General features: G+C 58.9%; 16 protein-coding genes and 5 pseudogenes. 10 read left to right on the forward strand and 11 right to left on the reverse strand.

The genetic code is table 11. The features are described 5' to 3' along the window. The first annotated feature begins 451 nt into the window (after positions 1-451). Positions 452-754, forward strand: coding sequence for a YdcA family protein (locus J3R84_RS39105; protein ID WP_113567579.1), 303 nt, complete (start codon positions 452-454; stop codon positions 752-754). A 752-nt stretch (positions 755-1,506) separates the two neighbouring features. Here the strand turns inward: J3R84_RS39105 and J3R84_RS25765 are convergent. Then, positions 1,507-2,301: a DUF429 domain-containing protein gene (locus J3R84_RS25765; RefSeq protein WP_203528085.1), complete on the reverse strand. Its 795-nt coding sequence runs from the start codon at positions 2,299-2,301 to the stop codon at positions 1,507-1,509. A 78-nt stretch (positions 2,302-2,379) separates the two neighbouring features. Here J3R84_RS25765 and J3R84_RS38545 point away from each other — a divergent pair, with 78 nt between their 5' ends. The 6 genes and pseudogenes from J3R84_RS38545 to J3R84_RS25795 all read left to right on the forward strand — a co-directional run bounded on the left by J3R84_RS38545 (position 2,380) and on the right by J3R84_RS25795 (position 6,904). Then, complete coding sequence (locus J3R84_RS38545; RefSeq protein ID WP_225968549.1) at positions 2,380-2,619, forward strand: HNH endonuclease; 240 nt, start codon at positions 2,380-2,382, stop codon at positions 2,617-2,619. A 467-nt stretch (positions 2,620-3,086) separates the two neighbouring features. Then, positions 3,087-3,383, forward strand: a complete 297-nt coding sequence (locus J3R84_RS25775) for a hypothetical protein (RefSeq protein WP_113567457.1) — start codon at positions 3,087-3,089, stop codon at positions 3,381-3,383. Positions 3,384-3,625: 242 nt separating this feature from the next. Continuing rightward, positions 3,626-4,018: pseudogene (locus J3R84_RS25780) on the forward strand (extracellular catalytic domain type 1 short-chain-length polyhydroxyalkanoate depolymerase); the annotation flags it as partial. A gap of 854 nt (positions 4,019-4,872) precedes the next feature. Continuing rightward, complete coding sequence (locus J3R84_RS25785) at positions 4,873-5,775, forward strand: PhnA-like protein (RefSeq protein WP_203528087.1); 903 nt, start codon at positions 4,873-4,875, stop codon at positions 5,773-5,775. A gap of 54 nt (positions 5,776-5,829) precedes the next feature. Further along, positions 5,830-6,325, forward strand: a pseudogene (locus J3R84_RS25790) (YciE/YciF ferroxidase family protein). Positions 6,326-6,355: 30 nt separating this feature from the next. Then, a complete protein-coding gene (locus J3R84_RS25795; protein WP_203528088.1) occupies positions 6,356-6,904 on the forward strand; it encodes a YidB family protein in 549 nt (182 codons plus the stop codon). Positions 6,905-7,035: 131 nt separating this feature from the next. On the opposite strand, the pseudogene J3R84_RS25800 reads toward J3R84_RS25795, so the two are convergent. The 3 pseudogenes from J3R84_RS25800 to J3R84_RS25810 form a co-directional block, all read right to left on the reverse strand. After that, positions 7,036-7,442: pseudogene (locus J3R84_RS25800) on the reverse strand (DUF72 domain-containing protein); the annotation flags it as partial. Between the two features lie 19 nt (positions 7,443-7,461). Beyond that, a pseudogene (locus J3R84_RS25805) lies at positions 7,462-8,381 on the reverse strand (Y-family DNA polymerase); the annotation flags it as partial. Next, positions 8,302-8,905: pseudogene (locus J3R84_RS25810) on the reverse strand (ImuA family protein). The pseudogenes J3R84_RS25810 and J3R84_RS25805, both read right to left, overlap by 80 nt. A gap of 292 nt (positions 8,906-9,197) precedes the next feature. Here J3R84_RS25810 and J3R84_RS25815 point away from each other — a divergent pair. Further along, positions 9,198-9,461: a hypothetical protein gene (locus J3R84_RS25815; RefSeq protein ID WP_113567464.1), complete on the forward strand. Its 264-nt coding sequence runs from the start codon at positions 9,198-9,200 to the stop codon at positions 9,459-9,461. A 61-nt stretch (positions 9,462-9,522) separates the two neighbouring features. Continuing rightward, entirely contained in the window at positions 9,523-10,215 is a 693-nt protein-coding gene (locus J3R84_RS25820; RefSeq protein ID WP_113567466.1) for a hypothetical protein, read from the forward strand. Positions 10,216-10,263: 48 nt separating this feature from the next. On the opposite strand, the gene J3R84_RS25825 is transcribed toward J3R84_RS25820, so the two are convergent. Continuing rightward, the gene (locus J3R84_RS25825) at positions 10,264-10,737 is read right to left on the reverse strand and encodes a GNAT family N-acetyltransferase (RefSeq protein ID WP_113567468.1); all 474 of its coding nucleotides are present in this window, start codon (positions 10,735-10,737) and stop codon (positions 10,264-10,266) included. 289 nt (positions 10,738-11,026) lie between these two features. Here J3R84_RS25825 and J3R84_RS25830 point away from each other — a divergent pair, with 289 nt between their 5' ends. After that, complete coding sequence (locus J3R84_RS25830; RefSeq protein ID WP_113567470.1) at positions 11,027-11,260, forward strand: DUF6429 family protein; 234 nt, start codon at positions 11,027-11,029, stop codon at positions 11,258-11,260. A 246-nt stretch (positions 11,261-11,506) separates the two neighbouring features. On the opposite strand, the gene J3R84_RS25835 is transcribed toward J3R84_RS25830, so the two are convergent. The 6 genes from J3R84_RS25835 to J3R84_RS25860 form a co-directional block, all read right to left on the reverse strand. After that, on the reverse strand, positions 11,507-11,881 hold the full coding sequence (locus J3R84_RS25835; protein ID WP_113567472.1) for a GNAT family N-acetyltransferase: 375 nt from the start codon (positions 11,879-11,881) through the stop codon (positions 11,507-11,509). A 33-nt stretch (positions 11,882-11,914) separates the two neighbouring features. Then, a complete protein-coding gene (locus tag J3R84_RS25840) occupies positions 11,915-12,157 on the reverse strand; it encodes a hypothetical protein (RefSeq protein WP_113567474.1) in 243 nt (80 codons plus the stop codon). Positions 12,158-12,233: 76 nt separating this feature from the next. Further along, on the reverse strand, positions 12,234-12,593 hold the full coding sequence (locus J3R84_RS25845; RefSeq protein WP_113567476.1) for a hypothetical protein: 360 nt from the start codon (positions 12,591-12,593) through the stop codon (positions 12,234-12,236). A gap of 899 nt (positions 12,594-13,492) precedes the next feature. After that, positions 13,493-14,521 carry a glutathione S-transferase family protein gene (locus J3R84_RS25850; RefSeq protein WP_113567478.1) on the reverse strand — a complete coding sequence of 343 codons (1,029 nt, stop codon included), beginning with the start codon at positions 14,519-14,521 and terminating at the stop codon, positions 13,493-13,495. Between the two features lie 88 nt (positions 14,522-14,609). Continuing rightward, positions 14,610-15,449, reverse strand: a complete 840-nt coding sequence (locus tag J3R84_RS25855) for a tryptophan 2,3-dioxygenase family protein (protein ID WP_113567480.1) — start codon at positions 15,447-15,449, stop codon at positions 14,610-14,612. A gap of 367 nt (positions 15,450-15,816) precedes the next feature. Further along, on the reverse strand, positions 15,817-16,734 hold the full coding sequence (locus J3R84_RS25860) for a LysR substrate-binding domain-containing protein (RefSeq protein WP_113567482.1): 918 nt from the start codon (positions 16,732-16,734) through the stop codon (positions 15,817-15,819). Between the last annotated feature and the right edge of the window lie 80 nt (positions 16,735-16,814).

The following is a 16,814-nucleotide window of genomic DNA, read 5'->3' on the forward strand; positions in this document are numbered from 1 at the left end:
AGCAAGCAGTTGCTGATTAGATCCGATGCATCGAAGGCCACGCATTGACCAATCTGAGGAGGCGACCAGCGAGCCCTCCCGCAATGAGGCTCGGCGTCATGCTGTCAGACGAATACCAGACGTCAGGTGATCAGCTGAAACCGACAGGAAGAGGCCGGCGTCTACCGTCCTGAAAAGAAAATCTCGAGATCTCGCCTCCGCCAGGGAATGCAGAAGCCCGGCCGATCGCTGTGAGGAAGATATTCACGGAATGCGGAGTAGATCTGGAGTCGGAACTCTCAGTCGGAGCAGGCGAAAATTGTGTAACGTCTCATTGACCTCGCTACGGGCTGGAAATCGGGAGCGTCTGTCCCGTTCACTCGTCAACCCATGCAATCGAACCTTCCGAACACCCGGTCTTGTCGCGGGACGTAGGACGACGTTCCTTCGAGCGCCCGTTTACGCTGCCGTTATCGGGGCCGCGTTCGCCTTCAATGGAGTCGCGACAGCGAACGAGCCTTGCAGCGGCAGAAAGGGAGGTGTCAATCACTGCCAAGGGTCGACGTTTATATGCAACGATGGTTCGGTGAGCGGCAGCAAAAAAGATTGCCGATCTTACATGGGTGGCGCATCGCTAATGGGATCGGCTACTTCAGAGATGGCACCAACAGCGACCGGAAGCTGCCCCTGCGCCAGCGGTACTTATTGCATCGGTCCGCGTGGCGGGCACTTCTGCATTACGGATGACGGCTCAAAAAGTTATTTAAAGAAGTAGTTTGCTTGATGGGGTTCTGGCCATCTCGCTTATGCGCAAATCTAATGGGACCCTTCGTGCGTCCCTACCTGCTTCCCGATTGCGCGATTGCATATGCCTGAAAAGTCGTTTCCGACTACTGGGTCTCCGTTTCCACGGCGCCTGACTCGATTATGCCCATGGCTAGGCCGAGTTCAACCATGGTTTTCATGTGGCCGAGCGTTACCTCATCGTACCGCAGGGCCATTTGGCTTCGCAGTTCGGATCAACCTATGTGTAACCTAAAGCTCGACAGAGCGGTCTAAGGAATTCTCCCGAAACATCGCGGCTCCGCCGTGCCGCTTCGCGTCGTCGGTAGAAAGCGCTGACAGGTTCGCGCGATTTCTCCGGACATACGTTGGTACATCTATCATCGCGTCCCGGGTGCCGTTATCTGTTGGCATACGCACTCTGTTCTCGGGACGCACTCACTGGCAGTGGCACGTCCCGGAGGAACAGGTGCGACACTTCTACGAGCGAGCCCGCATGCTGCCGAATATAATGGATATCGCGCGCTCATCTCGTCGGTCACAAGATGAACCAACTCAAGTAGACGATGATGGGACTTGATCAAACCATTAACTTCCCTGTTCAGATCATAGACTGGCCGCGGTCCTCCAGATCGCGACGCTTTCCGATTGAAGTGATGCACCGTCTTCGCACAGTTGCTCGCGTTCCGATTCTGGGGCCGTCCTTCCAGCCAACGAATAGCAGATTACGTCAGCAATCTTTCCTCAACCCCCAAGCCGCGGCACCCATATCGCCGACTGCTCGTCCCCATGCGCGCTTGCCATCCCGTCCATCACGCATGCCCCCACCCAGGCGCATACGACAGCATCCAATGCATCCTCGAAGGCCTTCATCTCGTATCTCCGAGCGGTGACCGATTGCAATGTCAATGCCGCCGCAACGCCTCGGATCCGAGCATCCAGAAGTCCGACGATCTGGCTCCAGACCTCGACAAGCTTCTCCAGTCGCGCGCCTGGAGCCACTTCCGGCCAGTATTTTCTCACCTTCGAAGCCTTGTACGGTAGCCTTCGCTCTGCGTCCGCCAATTCGATAAGCGCCGGGTGCGGGTAGACCTCGATGAGGACGCGCCCGGCAGGATCCTCGACAGCCAGCGGATATCCGATGTCGTTGAACCCGATCCGGAGTTCGTCACTGAGCTTGCCCGGGCGGGTCACGCTCGGAGTGTGAGTGCTCGCATGTCTCGCGCCATACAAGGACGAAATCATATTGTCCGATGCCCTCCGTCCGGTGATCGGTGTCATTGATAGCGGCATGTCGATTGCCACGAGATCGACAGGGGTGCCGACCTTGTCGCTGGCGGCCTCAATGATGGCAGTCGCATCAGGCAGCGATCCCCGATGCCGCAGGATCGGAACGCCGCCAAGGTCGGGCTGCAGGAAGGCAGAATAAGAAGCTGCAACCTCGACCAACTGCCAGCCGGAGCCGTCGTTGGCGATCAACGCGACCCCGCTGGGCTCGCGTTCGGTCCAAGCTGCGTCGATCCCCAGAACTGATCTCATTTCGTCTCCGTGCGGTTACGCTTTCTAGTGACTTTCCTCCAAACTGTTGCAAAGACAACCGAAGAAGAGCCGCATTCCGTGGGAAATTGGGAAGACACCCGTGGCCTTGTTCTGGCGAGGGATGAATACAAATGCGTCTCGTGCGCGGCAAAAGTAAAGTCCCGCGATGCCGACGTGCATCATCTCCTTCCGAGATCGATGGGCGGGTCCGACGAGCTATCGAACCTCGTCACCCGAAAACGGGGGTTCAGGCACGCGAAAGTATGGGTTTTGCTGGCACTCGGTGCATGGCTATCCGCCCTTATTCTCGCCTCGTGAGACCGTAAGCGGCCCTCGCTGGCAGCCAGGGCTCGGGGCGAAGCCTGAAAGCTTAATACACAGGGAACTCACCCGCCATTTCCGGCGTTATCGGGGCCGGAGGTACGACCCCAGCAAATCGTTGATCAAAAGCTCAACACGCAGCCACCCAGACCCGTATTCGATGTTGTAGAACATTGCATCCGACGCAGTATAAGCAGCAAGGAACAGGTCAGGCTCCTATCCCGGTTAGGGAAGTGTGCGAGCAGGTATGGGCTGGAACCAACGCCCCGCCCCAACGACCTCGCTTTCGTGAGCGGTGGCTGCGGTACGGTTTGTCTGGCGGCGGCTCTCTTCTCTGACTTAAACAACCGAGCTTCGTGCCGTTCCGTTTGGCGTTGGCAACAGGCGGTAAGACCTCGGTTCATTGCATACATGATGCGCTGCATCGCACGGCGGATAGCCACTTTGAGAACAATGGAGACGACGTGGCACACCTCATCGAGATACTCGTTCCTGTTCCGGATGATGATACCCGCACAATACTCGAGGGTATGCGGCAAGAGCTAACGGCGACCTTCGGCGGAGTGACAATGCATGTGACGGCGCCAGCTGAAGGGCTGTGGCAATCGGGCGGCGGCGTGGAACGGGACCGCATCGTCATCGTCGAGGTGATGGCCCAAGAACTAGACCGTGTTTGGTGGGGGACTTATCGAAAGGAACTCGAGGCTCGACTGCACCAGGATGAGATCATCATCCGTTCAATTATGATAGAACGGCTCTAGCTCTGATGGGACCATTCCCAATCCCGTCTCACGCACGCATCATGGAGCATGACAAGTTGCACGCGTTGCGAGTGTGGCAAGCGGGCAGGCCCTATTTTGGCACCCTCCGATCTATCACCGGACGAAGATCTATTGTGCGGTGCAGCAACCTTATCGCCGCCCGAGGGTTAAGTATATCCGCCAGCCTGACGCGTCCTTGGAGCACCCATGAGATCTCCGATACTCTCGAACGCCTAGCACGAATGCGCACGGTCAAAGCCGGTGACCACACCACCTCGATCCTTCGGAAACTCGACCATTTCGGGGACAATCCCGGGGCTCTGGCGGCCTGGCAATACGCGCCAGCCCAGCTCCCCTCTTCGCCAGCCCTTGTGGTCGTGCTGCACGGCTGCACGCAGACAGCCGCAGGTTACGACGCCGGCTCCGGCTGGTCCGCATTGGCCGAGGACTACGGTTTCGTGGTTCTCTTTCCCGAACAGGTCCGGCAGAATAACGCAAACCTGTGTTTCAACTGGTTCGACATTGCCGATACGCGTCGCGATCAGGGCGAGGCGATGTCCATCCGGCAGATGATCGCTGCGATGGTGGCAAAGTATGATGTCGATGAACAGCGAATCTATATCACCGGCCTCTCGCCGTAGCTCATTTTTGTTTTCGCCAACCCGAGCCTGACGTCCTTCCCGACGAGATCGAACCCGGATGAACTGCTTCCAGTCTAACAGCTCCGTTGCCGAGCATACGAAGTCGGTCCACGCGAACAGTGTCTAGCCGGGAGGCCAGCCCGCCGCTCATGGTCGCGGCGCTCCGGCAAGCGCGAATCGTTATCTCAGGACAGTCCAAAGAATGACAAAATAACGACGACAATGACAACGAGGCCGACGAGATAGATGATCTGGTTCATTTCATCACTCCTTGTGTGTGCCCAGGAAACAGCGCGATAGCCCATTGTGTTCCGATCGGAGCGGTGCGTCCGTAACGCTCGCTAGGGAGTCGGGCGAGCCGTCGGGCGGCGTCGATCGACTTTCTACTCCGGTCAATACAGTCGGTTGATGTTTGTGAATGGGCACATTCGCTGCGAGAGGAAGGCCGGACGACCCGCCGTTAACATGGCAGCCATAGCCCTCCCCGCGCCGCCTCAACCACACCAGCAGCTGTGAGCAGTCAGATAATGCACGGAGCGTCTATGCTTTCGTACCTTGGTCAATATAATCGTGATCGACGGGTGTTGTCGGTCGCCGAGCCACTGAGATCGTAAGAGAAGAGTACGTCATCGTGCGCATAAGCTGTCCCAACCGGGTGGTATGAAGGCGGGCTCCAATATGGGTCCTGAAGAATCTTTGTCTCATTCGACCGCACAATGAACGACAGGCTCGCTGTTCGAACTCCCGCCGCTACGCTGTTTTGAGTTGGAACATCTGCGGAACGGAACAAGCGATGTCGGATGGCGTTTAAGCCTTTAATCACGCTCCCGTGAGCCAAAGGAAAAGCCATGACCGAACCTGTCTCGATCCATCCCGGCGCCATCGGCGATCCGTCTGCCACAACGCTGTTCAACAAGATTTCGTGGGGTTCGATTTTCGCGGGCGTTGCGATGGCACTTGCTGTCCAGTTTCTCTTGAACCTATTGGGCGTCGGTATCGGCGCGGCGGTCCTTGATCCCGCAACGCCCGACAACCCCGAAGCAACCACCTTCTCGATCATGGGCGGCATATGGTTTGTCGTCGCTGGCATCATCGCTTCATTTGTCGGCGGATATATCGCAAGTCGCCTTTCCGGTCGTCCGAGCAATACGACTGGCGGCTACCACGGCTTGACGACCTGGGCAGTCACCACTCTCGTCGTGCTCTATCTACTGACGACCTCAGTCGGTGCGCTGGTGGGCGGCGCCTTCAGCGGGTTGTCGAGCGTGGTGGGCGGCGTGGGACAGACAGCTGCCACGGCAGCGACCGCGGCAGTTCCCGCCCTTGCCAATTCTGCCAACCCCATGGCCGGGATAGAACAACAAATTCGGGGGTCGACCGGCAACGATCCCAAAGCCCTGCAGGATGCGGCAGTCGCCGCTGTGCAGGCTGCTGTGACGGGTGACGAAGCGACCGCCGAAGATGCTCGCGTTAAAGCGGCCGATGCCGTTGCGAAGGCACAGGGCATTCCTGCCGATCAGGCGCGCGCGCAGGTCGACCAATACGAAAAGGCATATCGAGAAAACGTCGCAGCTGCCAAGCAACAGGCCCTGGAGGCGGCCGAAGCCACAGCCACAGCAATCTCCGCCGGGGCCATCCTCGGCTTCCTCGCGCTCGTGCTTGGTGCCGTCGCAGCCTGGTTCGGAGGCGTCAGCGGAACGAAGCATACCCTCCTGCTCTCCGGCCCAGCAGCAACCCGCCCTCGTGTTTAACCAACTCCGGCCACCGGAGTTCGGTGGTCGGGTTTTACCACCATGGAGCCCATCATGGCCGACAGAAAGAAACTCGCCGACCTTTTCCACGATACACTGAAGGACGTGTACTTCGCCGAAAAGAAGATCGTCGCTACCCTGCCCAAAATGCAGGAGGCTGCCATTAGCCAGCAACTCAAGGACGCCTTCACCAAGGCACCTTGGCGAAACGAAGGTCCATGTCGAACGCCTTGAGCAGGTGTTCGAGATGATCGGCAAGAAACCTGAAGCAAAGACCTGCAACGCCATTCTTGGAATTACCGAGGAAGGTGAGGAGGTCATGAAAGACTACGAGGGCTCGCCTGCCCTAGATGCCGGGCTGCTTGCTGCGGCACAGGCCGTCGAACATTACGAGATGTCCCGCTACGGCACGCTGAGAACATGGGCGCTCGAACTGGGCTACAACGAAGCCGCGGGGCACCTGCAGTCGACACTTGACTAAGAGCAGGCCACCGATCTCACGCTCACGGCGATCGCCACGTCTTTCGTAAACCAGAAGGCAGAAGCCTAAGAGGCTTTCGCGACAAAGGAGGAGAAGCACATGGCAAGCACAGCACTGAAAGCCCTTCTCGGTGTCCTGGCGGTGGCGGGGTATCAGAACAGGGAGAAAATCGGGGAGCTTCTGCGAGGTCTGACGCAGAAACCACAAGGCGGATCAATTGACCAGCAGGAGGCGACAGGGGGATTGGGCGACCTCCTTGGCGGTCTGACCGGCGGCTCGGGTGGCCTCGGCGGACTTGGCGGCCTGCTCGGCGGCACAACGACAGGCGGCATGTTAGCGGGCGGTCTCGGCGATCTTCTCAAGCAGTTCCAGCAGAACGGACAAGGAGAGGCCGCCAAATCGTGGGTGCAAACCGGCCCAAACATTGAGATCGATGATCGTGAGTTGTCCGAAGCGCTCGGGCCGGAAGTTCTGGAGGATCTCTCCGCAAGGACCGGTCTGCCTCAAGAGGAGATTCTAAGCCGCCTCAGCCGTGATCTGCCAAAGGCCGTGGACGACCTCACACCCAATGGGGTCCTGCCTCAAGAGGACGAATTCTCGTTGGACGGCAGGCAAACCGTTCCGCCGCCAAAAACACAGATAATCTAGTAGCAACAGAACGCTTAAGGGCCGCCGCATAGCGGTCCTTAAGCACTACCGACGGCGCTGGCCAGAAGGCATCCGCTGAACCTGTTCAAAAGGCGCCGTACCCACTCAGGAGGGGTCGCCGTGCGCACCCTTCACGAACCGCTTTTGCTTTGCGCTAGTAGCAGTTCCGACAGTCGCTTGGCATTCTTAAGCGCATGACCATCGCGGTCGTTGTTGAAATATGCCCAAACAGCTTTCGCCTCGCTTTGACGAATGCGCTCCGCCCAGGTCCTCAATTCAGCGTCGCTGTAGTCATGCCGATACCATTGGCTGAGCCCGTGAAACCTTATGTAGATATCATCAGCCGTTTTCACCAATTCGTCGGGCAAGCAGGGGCCACTGCAGGAGCAAAAGATAGTCCCGGATTTCTCAAAGGCGCTGAAAACGCCGTCGTTCCACCAACTCTTGTGGCGGAATTCCACAACTTTCTACGGCGAGGATCAAGCTGATCTAGAATAGCGCGCGACATCTCGGCGGAGTACCGAACGCTTGGAAGCAGTCATGTTCCTGGGGCCATCGTCGCGTGCCGGCTTCGCGGTACCCGCTCGGATCGCCTGCCGGGTGCCGTCGACTTTCTCGACGATCAAGTCGGTCCGCCGGACGCTGAGACCCTTGCGCTGAAGCCCGTCGACGAGCTGGACGACCAGACGTCCGACGTACTTGTTAATCGTCTCGGACGCGGCGATGGGCTCCGCGAACGAGCGGCTGACCTCGATCAGCTCTGGGCTGCGGATGGGATCGATGGGTTCGGACACGCGACCGAACATCTGGTCGAGACGCCGGCCACTTCGGGACCGAACCGGAGGGCGAGCGGCGCGCGAGCGGTGTTCGCCAGTTCCCCGATCGTCTGGAACCCCAGCGTACGTAGGTCGCCGACGACCTTCTCGGGCAGCCGCAGCAGGGCGATCGGCAGACGCTCGACGGCTCTGACGGTCTCGCCGCGCGGCGTGATGACGGTTTCCCTGCTGATCGCGCGCGCGCAGGCGTGTGCCGCACCCCACGTGTCGGCTATCGCCACCCTGGCCGTAAGACCCTTGGAACGAAAGCGGTTGGCGATCCCGCTCAGCATCGGTTCTTCTCCGCCTTGGATGTGGTCAGCACCCTCCGTGTCGAGGACGATGCCATCGGGCGCATCCACGGCGACGATCGGCGAGTAGACGGTCAGTGCCCACAGCGTTATCCGTTCGAGCGCCTCGGCGTCGGCAACGGGGTCGGCGTCAATCATCATGAGGCCTTGGACGAACGCCTGCGCCTTCGCGGCTGGCATTCTCACTCGGACGCCGGCCTTCTTCGCGGCGGCGTCGGCGGCCGAAACCCAGCGCTTGGAGCCGCTCTTCGCGATTACCGCGATCGCCTGTTCAAGCGGTATCGCGGGATCGGCTCGTCGAATGCGATCGGTCGCCAGATCGGGAAGATATATCGAGACAACCCTTGTCATCGCAGGCTCCTACTTCAAACTCAGCACACTCGCCCGCACGCGATCCCCATCGTTCCCGTCTTCTCGGCCGCAAGCTGCAACCTGCGCGAGGAGACCATCGGCAGGCGAACGATCTCGCCGACCACGGCGCCCAGGCCACCGTAGCCGAGGGCCTCCTCCATGCTCGCGAGGACGTCACCCTCCCGGTCGGCTTCCACGAAGATCACTCGGTCCGGGTGAAGGCCCGCCTGCGCCAAGGCGGGCATGAAGAGATCTGGCCTCGAAAAGCACCAAACGACCTTCCCTTTCGTGCGGGCGGCGATACCCGCGGCGAAGAGGGCCGCCGCCGCTCCATCGACGGTGCCCGATCCCCCACCTGCGATTTCGTGCAGAGCGCCGTAGGCGAGGCCTCCTCCGGGAAGCACTGCGTCGATCTCGTCTACTCCGAAAGGAAGGCATTCCTTTCGCTTCTCAACGCCGCCTTTGAGAGCGGCGATGAGTTCGCGAAGATCGGCGATGGCTTGCTCGCGGACAGGCGAAGGCATTCACGAATCCTTTGGATATCGGTTGGACACTTACGACAGCATTTCGTTTTGAAACCTAATCGTTCTCTTTTTGTTCCTTCCCGAGCGCTGCGTCAAAGGCACTCCCAGAAGGGAATTTATTCCTGTGGATTAGAGCGTCAAAGATTAGCGAAGTGAATCAAGATCGTAGCCGAAAGGCGCAAGTGGGCGTCTTAATTGAAAATAGTTTGTCGGCCTCGCCGCCTTGCCTGTGGATTCCCGATCATGTAGCTACGCCGCCTTTCCCGACATGAGGTCGGGCTCCGGGGACGCAATGCCGGGACGACGACCCAGACCTGACAACGAGGGCGGCCCTGCCTTGCGCGACATCCGCAGTTCGTTCATCGAGGTGGAATGCGCGCTTTGCGACCGGCGGGACAGCCTCGATCGGAAGGCGCTCGTCACGCAGTTCGGCGCGGGAGTGAGCCTCTTGACGCTGCGGCGTCGCTTCGCGCTGGGGTGCGAGCGCATGACGCATCCGGATGGTGACAGGTGCCAGACGCGGTTTCCGGGCCTGGATGAGAAGCCCACCTTCTAGCAGGAACATTTAGCTCTTCCGTCCGTTCGTTTTCCACAGACGAACACTGGAGGAGAATTCCATGACCAATCTGTATGACGACGACGCGCCAAGCGTACCCGGCAGCCGCGCCAAAAGTACGCTGACGGCGTTCTTCGACTCCAGAAGCGACGCGGAGACGGCAATCGACAAGCTGAAAGAAGCGGGCGTTGCCGACGTGCGCCTAATGCCGGGCTACGAGGCCGACGGGGAAGGCGCGTTGGCAGCCGCGGAAGGCTCGGGCTTCTGGTCGAGGCTTGGAGACTGGTTCTTCCCGGACGAGGACCGCGACGTCTACGCCGAGGGCCTGCGACGCGGCGGCTTTCTTGTTTCCGTCTCCGTCGACGCCGCCACCTACGACACCGCTCACGGCATCCTAGACGAAGAAGGCGCGATTGATCTGGACGAGCGCGCGGACATCTGGCGGACGGAGGGCTGGACGGGCGGCCGAGACCGGCAGGAGGCCGCATCCCGCGACGACGCTTTCCAAGCGGATGTTACGACGAGTCCTCCAACGGGTGTCGGCCTATACGCGCGAAGCGCCGAGCGGACGTCGCCTCGGGTTCGCGCATACGAGCTGACAGAGGAGCTTCCGGACGACGTGGTCGACGACGTCCTGCCGACGGGTCATCAGCGAGACGTGTCCGAAAGCGACCGTCCTGTTGAAGATCGGATGACGCAGAGCCAGTCGATCGACGACCTACGTCAGAGCCAGATCCTGCCGGGCAGCCGCTGAACAACCAGCCGAGTGGGGAGAGGACACGTGCCCCCTCCCTCTTCTGCCTCATTGGAGAGTAGCGATTTCCCAGCAGATGAGCGGACCGTCCTCAGGGTCGGTCCGTTGTCCTGCCTGTGCGAACCCGTTCCTCTCCAGCACGCGCTGGGAGGCGACGTTGTCCACCGCTGTTTCGGCCGAAATCCGCCTAACACGACGATCGCTACGCGCCCAGTCCAGCAGGTCGCCCACGGCTGCCGTGGCGATGCCGCGACCTTCGCGCGACGGCGCAACGCCGTAGCCGATATGCAGCTCACCGTTCCCTGGCGGCCTAATGACCGAACAGAGTCCGACGATCTCTTCGTTGGCCACGATCATCCAGGCGGACGGACTGAAATCCGCCGCGATGGCTCGGTTGAGATCGGACAGCATGCGCAGTACCTCCTGCGGTGCGATGACGCTATCCTCAACGAGGCGGAGGCCCGAAGGCGCAACGCCCTCAGCGAGCGCTTCGAAGTCGCCCGGTGTAAGTAATATGATCATGAGTTTCTCAGCTTTTGAGATCACGCCTTTCAAAGGCGATCATTGGCCGAACGCGCTTGAGTTTCAGTTGCCCACGAGATCGCAAACTGACGTCTCCGGCGGCACGGCCGGTGAAGTTCGAGTGGGGTCGGCGGCAAGCAAAGGCATCTCCAAAGACTAGGACCTCTTGCTACCAGCGGCTGGATGCTCGTGCAACTATCGTTGCGCAATTTGTAGAAGCGTCGTTTCGGTAGGTGTGTATCCGAGCAGGACCCCGCGATTTTGGGCGCAGCGCGTGGTAACGTTGGTCATGGAGATCGATGAGGACAAGATCGACGATATCGTTTTGGCGCTGTTATGGCTGACGCTACATAACGAGCGTTGTGCCTGGAAGGGTTTCGACTGGGCAACGACGGATCGGCTTCACAAGAAGGGCATGATCGGCGACCCAGTCAACAAGTCGAAGTCATTGATCCTGACCGATGAAGGCTTGGAGCGTTCGGAAGCGTTGTTCCGGGAGTTGTTTACGCGGCGGCCGCATTAACCGTCCCTTTGTGGGACTTCCGGCCGCCTCCGATGACGATATTACGTTAGAAATAAACGATATTCATCTCAGACAAGGCGGCTACTCCCACGGCTCGATGCCGATAGGAGGCGGGAAGACGCCGAGCGGATGGGGCGATTTCTCGACTACTGGAACAAAGAAGACGAAGTCGAGACTCCCCCGAGCGACCGCGCCGTCAGCGCGCCGGGGCCTGCTAGGCCGGCTATTCAGAAGATGATGTGTTCGCTACTCGTTCTCGTCGATTGCGGGAGTTTCCCTGACATCAAGATCAAGGAAGCTCTCGTCCTCTTTGTTGACGGCAGGATCCTGCCACGCGGCGACTAGCCACCCCTCGTGCTTCTTCGAAACCTGACGGAAGCGCAGTTGCTTTTCTGATTGATAGTAGGCGGCGAGCTTCTGATTGGCGCCTTCATCGAAATCGTCAGGGTGTGCCTTCATCATGACGAGAAGCCCAGCGCGACCGAGGACATGCTGAGCTTCGCGGAGAAGTCGGTGGGCGATGCCGTGTCCTCGCAGGGACGGGTTCACCCACAGTCGCTCGAGATACGCCACCGCGTCGAGCTCATCCAAATCGGCATCTTTTTTCAACGCTTTCGCCACGAGATTTCCGGTCGTTCACGAGGATGCGATAGCCTATGGCGGCGTGTTGGCTCCGCTCGTCGAAGACATCGAAATACCGCTCGTCATCATCCGGGATATATCCAGGTTGGAAGAGAAAGCCTTTGAGGTGTGCGAGAGCTGGTCCGGGGTGTCATCGTGCTCAGGATATCGTCTCAGGACGACTGCGAAGTCTAGCACAAACGGCGCTTCCGCATGCTTGCTGAAGATCGTCTCTACCTTCAGGTAGCCGTCCTCTTCGAGTTTTTCGCCGTCCATGTCCGTCGCTGACTCCTACCCGGGAAAGTAGCGGACACTTCCACGTTGTCTTTCATTGATCAAGGTCCCGGCGATCTCAGGAGGCTTTGCAACCGAACGCCCCCGCCACATCATGAAATTCGTCCTCGCCTTTAGAGATTACCCGTTTGATCACCGATGGCGGCAGAGACTCGAGTGAGTTGAAGTCGAGCGCCAAGGAGTTCTCGTGGCCGAACGAACGTTCCACTACATCGAACATCGTCTTCGTCGCGGAGTGCGGATCGACACCCTGGGTGGACGACATGGGAACTTCAATTTCGAGTATTCGTCCGCGGCCGACGCCTTGGATCGCAGCCGGCATGGCCTCGTCCTCGGTTCCACCCAAAGCTTCGACAACACGGTCGAGGGCGATCTTCGCTGATAGAAAAACGGGTACGTACCTCAGGTCAAGTGACACATTTTCATCTTGTGCCCCTGTTGCATTAGACTAAAGTCACATGTGCCGGAGGCCGTTGGGAGGCGGCTTCTCACGAAAAAGATGTCAATCCTTGGGAGGGAAATGATGCAGATAACGGATGTCTCAATACCACCAAATGACCTCAATATGCTCCAGTCGGTTCTTGACGCTTGGTGCACACAGCAGTGCATTCTGCGCAAGGATGCCACTGCAGAAGCGAAGATATTAATAAACGAGTACAAGCATGGTACTCGCTCGCAGATCGCACTCATAGACGCACTTATAAACAGCACCACGCACTAGCGGGCTCGACACCCGCTTAAAGTCGAGAACCCGGCCTAACCAGCCGGGTTTTTCATACCTAAATAAGCGATGGCACAGACTCGGCCCCTACAGTTATTCCCGCTTGCGTGTCGGAGACCATGGCACAAATGAGCGATGAGCCCCAATCAGTTTTCCCGTTGTGGCTCGCTGATATCCCCTCCGACCTATGTCGGAAAGCACGGCCATCAGCCGTCAGCTACACCCCTCCCATGGACACGATCTAGCCGTCCTTCACGAAGGTTGTCCAACCCGGCCTTCGTCTAACTGTAGAGCAGGCGCCTTATGCCGCCTCCCCACACTTGTGAGCGGACGATTTTGCAGGGACGTTCGCTCAGAAATTCTGCCAGCCGTCCGCGGCCGGTGCGGCCGCGAGGCTTGTTCGTTGGCGACCGCGCATGGCGCAGGCGGTCCGGCTTCATACCCCAACAACCCTTGTTGCACCTGTAATAGCTACATCAATGGGACCACGAGTTTTTGCCCTTAAATATTCGGACTAAGTCCCGGTTCATAGCCCGATACACAGCTCAGTATCTCGTCCGTTGGTGAACTAGCTGGCCGATGAAGACATCAAGACTTCAGGCGGCCAGATGGTCGGACGGGGGCATGGACGATATGGTCGAAGCGAGCACTTCGGACTGAATCGACGGCAGCTCGAGGAGGCGCTTAAGATATGCATCGATCGTCGGTAGATCGCCCCATAGGCTCGCCAGTCCCAAATACTTCAAGCGGACCAGGCTAACCCCCCAGAACAGGTCGGCGAGCGTTAAGTGGGGTGCGCAAAGCCAATCGTAATGGTTTTGGCGCAGGTCCGCGTCTAGCCCTAGCAGGATGTTGCGGGTGGAGCCACGAAGCTTGATCTGAAAGCCGGGATCGCGGCGGAGATCTTTCCCGCCGGCTTCCTTCGCTATCTTCGCCTGATACGCAGCGGCGAGCTCGCAGTTTTCTTCATTTGCCTTAATCAACGAGTTCAACGCCTCGATCTTCTCCTCGTAGACAGAAGACATCGCCTGCTTGATAGGTTCGGGCCGCCTGTCGTCTTCCGGATGGAAGCCGTAGAGGAGTCCGGGATGCGGAGTTAGGTCGACTGCCCTGAGCTGCCTCCGCACGTTCTTTAACTGGCGGGCATCCACCGGAATAAGCCGGTTCGATCCTGGCAGGACGGCGTCAATGTGGATGCATATACGTAAAGAGTCGACGATGACCTCTGCCGTATCTAGGTCGACAAGCGTTGGGACCGCGCACGGATCCAGCCCAGCGGCGCTAACCGAAGAAATGCCGGAATAGGCTTCGACCAACGGCCCCTTCATGACCTCTCTCCCCAGCAGCCTCAGGCGCACATAATCAGGGGAGTAGTTCTCGGCGGGAATTAAAGCGCCATCCGGCAATCTGCGACCGAGGATGAGCATTTCGTTCGACTTGAAAGCTGCCCCGCGCTGAGCCAAGGTCGCCCGCACCTTCTGTGAGCAAAACGACATCGCAGCATGAAACAGGACGAACCTGCCTTTGTGGTCCCCGTCCGGATTCCGAATGGTTCCGACCCGTGACTTCTCCACGATGCCTTTCTGCGCCAATTCGATCATTGCTTCCAATTGGGATCTGTCCATTCTCGCACTCTCCGAGTTTGCCACCGAGCAGGCTCAGGCGCTGAACCCTGCTGGTTATCGATCATTGCCCGCGGTGTCTCAGCCCCGATCAGGCGACCATTCCACGCGCCGTCCAAACTTCCGGGAACGGGATCTCTTCCATTGTCGGAAGCAGCCACTGGATCGCGTCGACGCCATGGTAGGCCGGACGCGAACCGAAGGTGCGCCGAGTAGCCATGAGATGCAGATATTTCCAGTTCGTGAACTCAACGGCGATGTCCGCCAGCAGCTCGGCGAGTGTCCGCCAAGCGTCCGCCGGATCGTCCTTGCGATAAATGTCAGCCCATATCTCCTCGATGTCCTTGCTGGGAACGTAGGCCGCGGCGTAGTTCGGTGTCAGATACTGCGGAGGGACCGGTTTGCCGTCACGGGCCAATGCAGCGAGAATGTCGTCGTAGAGGCTAGGAGAGTTGAGGCGCTCGGCGAGCTGTTTGCGGCGGTGCGGCTGCGGCTCGAAGTGTTCGAGCGAGGGCCTGTCCTTCACCCCCAGCAGGAAGACCATTTCGCGAAACGTCCAACCTTGGAGAGCCGTGTCCTTGCCATGCTTCGCGCTGAGGCCCTTGAGAATCGGCATCAACTCGGCCGGGGTCAACCAGGAAAGCGACCGCCAGTTGGCATTGAAGGCTTCCATGTGGCTAACGATACGGCGAAGCACGCGAGTGGTCGCCGGAACGTTGTCGTTGCGCAGCTCGACTTGTGCCGTGAGAAGCTCGCGGGTGATCAACGCCCAATAGATTTCACTGATCTGGACGTTTGCCAGAAACGCCGGCTCAGCTGGACTATCGCTTACGAGATCCTGGAGCGTGTGGAGTACCTCCGTCTGAACGTATCTGCTGTAAGGAGTATGGCCATCGCCGGCAGCTTGGGGATTCAACACGGTCTCATTCATCGTTCCATCCTCGTTATTGACGCCGGTCTTCTGATCCGGTCAGGCAGGGAGCGTAGGGGCAAACGTGGTACTCGGACAGGCAGGTGTTTTTCGACTCTGCGTTCAAAAGGTTGGACGATGAGATCAATTAGATGTTTGCCCTCACGCTGCCGCTGACGCTCGGCGACGGCGGGCGGGCGGGCGTTGCCTGTTCCCTCATGTGACAGGGCCAAGCTCGAGCGCCAGGCTCTTCAGGCCCCTGCTTCATTTTAAGGAATCCTGGGCCAGCGCGTTTCGCATCGATCGAAACGCTTTCCTGGGCACATTATCCGGCTGGCACGAGGCGGAAAACAAACTCATTCGCGGGTGAGAGGCAGCCGACAGCGGCTTATTCGGTTCTCGGAGTGAAGGCGGTCACTTTGGGGACCTCTGCGGCCAGAAAGTCCACGAGCGACCGTACTGCGGGGAGCAACCCGTTTCGGTAGGGGATCAATGCGCTCATGCGCGCGTCGGCAGCCATCCAGCCGGGTAAGATCTGATGCAGCCTGCCTGCCGCAATCTCTTCGCGACACATGTATCCGGGAAGCGCGGCCACGCCCAGATTCGCACAAGCCGCCTCTTTCAGCGCGATCATGTTGTTGCTGAGAAATCTCGGATCGATGGGGACCTCGGTCTCCTTGCCGTCAGGTCCCTTCAGTTTCCACGTCTCTGCACCGTGGCGATCCATCGCCAGTGTCGAATGATCGCTCAAACAAGACGGATCCGTAATTTCGCCTGCGGTCCTAAGATATTCCGGACTGGCGAAGAGGTACCATGGCACGCTGGCGATGCCGCGCTGAACCAGCGTGGAGTTCTGGAGTGATGCAACGTGCCCGCGCAACGCCAGGTCAAAGCCTTCCGCGACCATGTCGACAAGTCGGTCGGTGGCGATCTCGACGATTTTCACCTTGGGATACTTGTTCAGAAATACAGGAATAAGATCTCGAAGCGCAAACTGCGCAATTTCCACTGCAGTCGTGATCCTGATCGTCCCGCTGGGTTCGTTAAGCCGTTGCCGGACGAACTCCTCCGCCAAGTCTGCACTGTGCAACATCTGCAATGCATACTGATAAAATTCAGCGCCGACGTCCGTCATGCCGAACTGTCGCGACGTCCGATTTATGAGGCGGACGCCCAGCGAGCGTTCGAGCTCGCGCACTCTGTGGCTCAGCGTCGATTTCGGAACTCGCAAGCTTTCGCCTGCCGCAGTGAAGCCACCGCGGTCGACAACTTGAACGAAGAAATAAACGTCTTTGAGATCAAGCACCGATACCTACCATCCTGAGCCGAGAGAGCGGAAGCGTATGAAAGCCATCACCAGGGAGCGTGATGGCTTTCAATATCGAC

Source organism: Ensifer canadensis (genome assembly GCF_017488845.2).
Classification (GTDB): Bacteria; Pseudomonadota; Alphaproteobacteria; order Rhizobiales; family Rhizobiaceae; genus Ensifer; species Ensifer canadensis.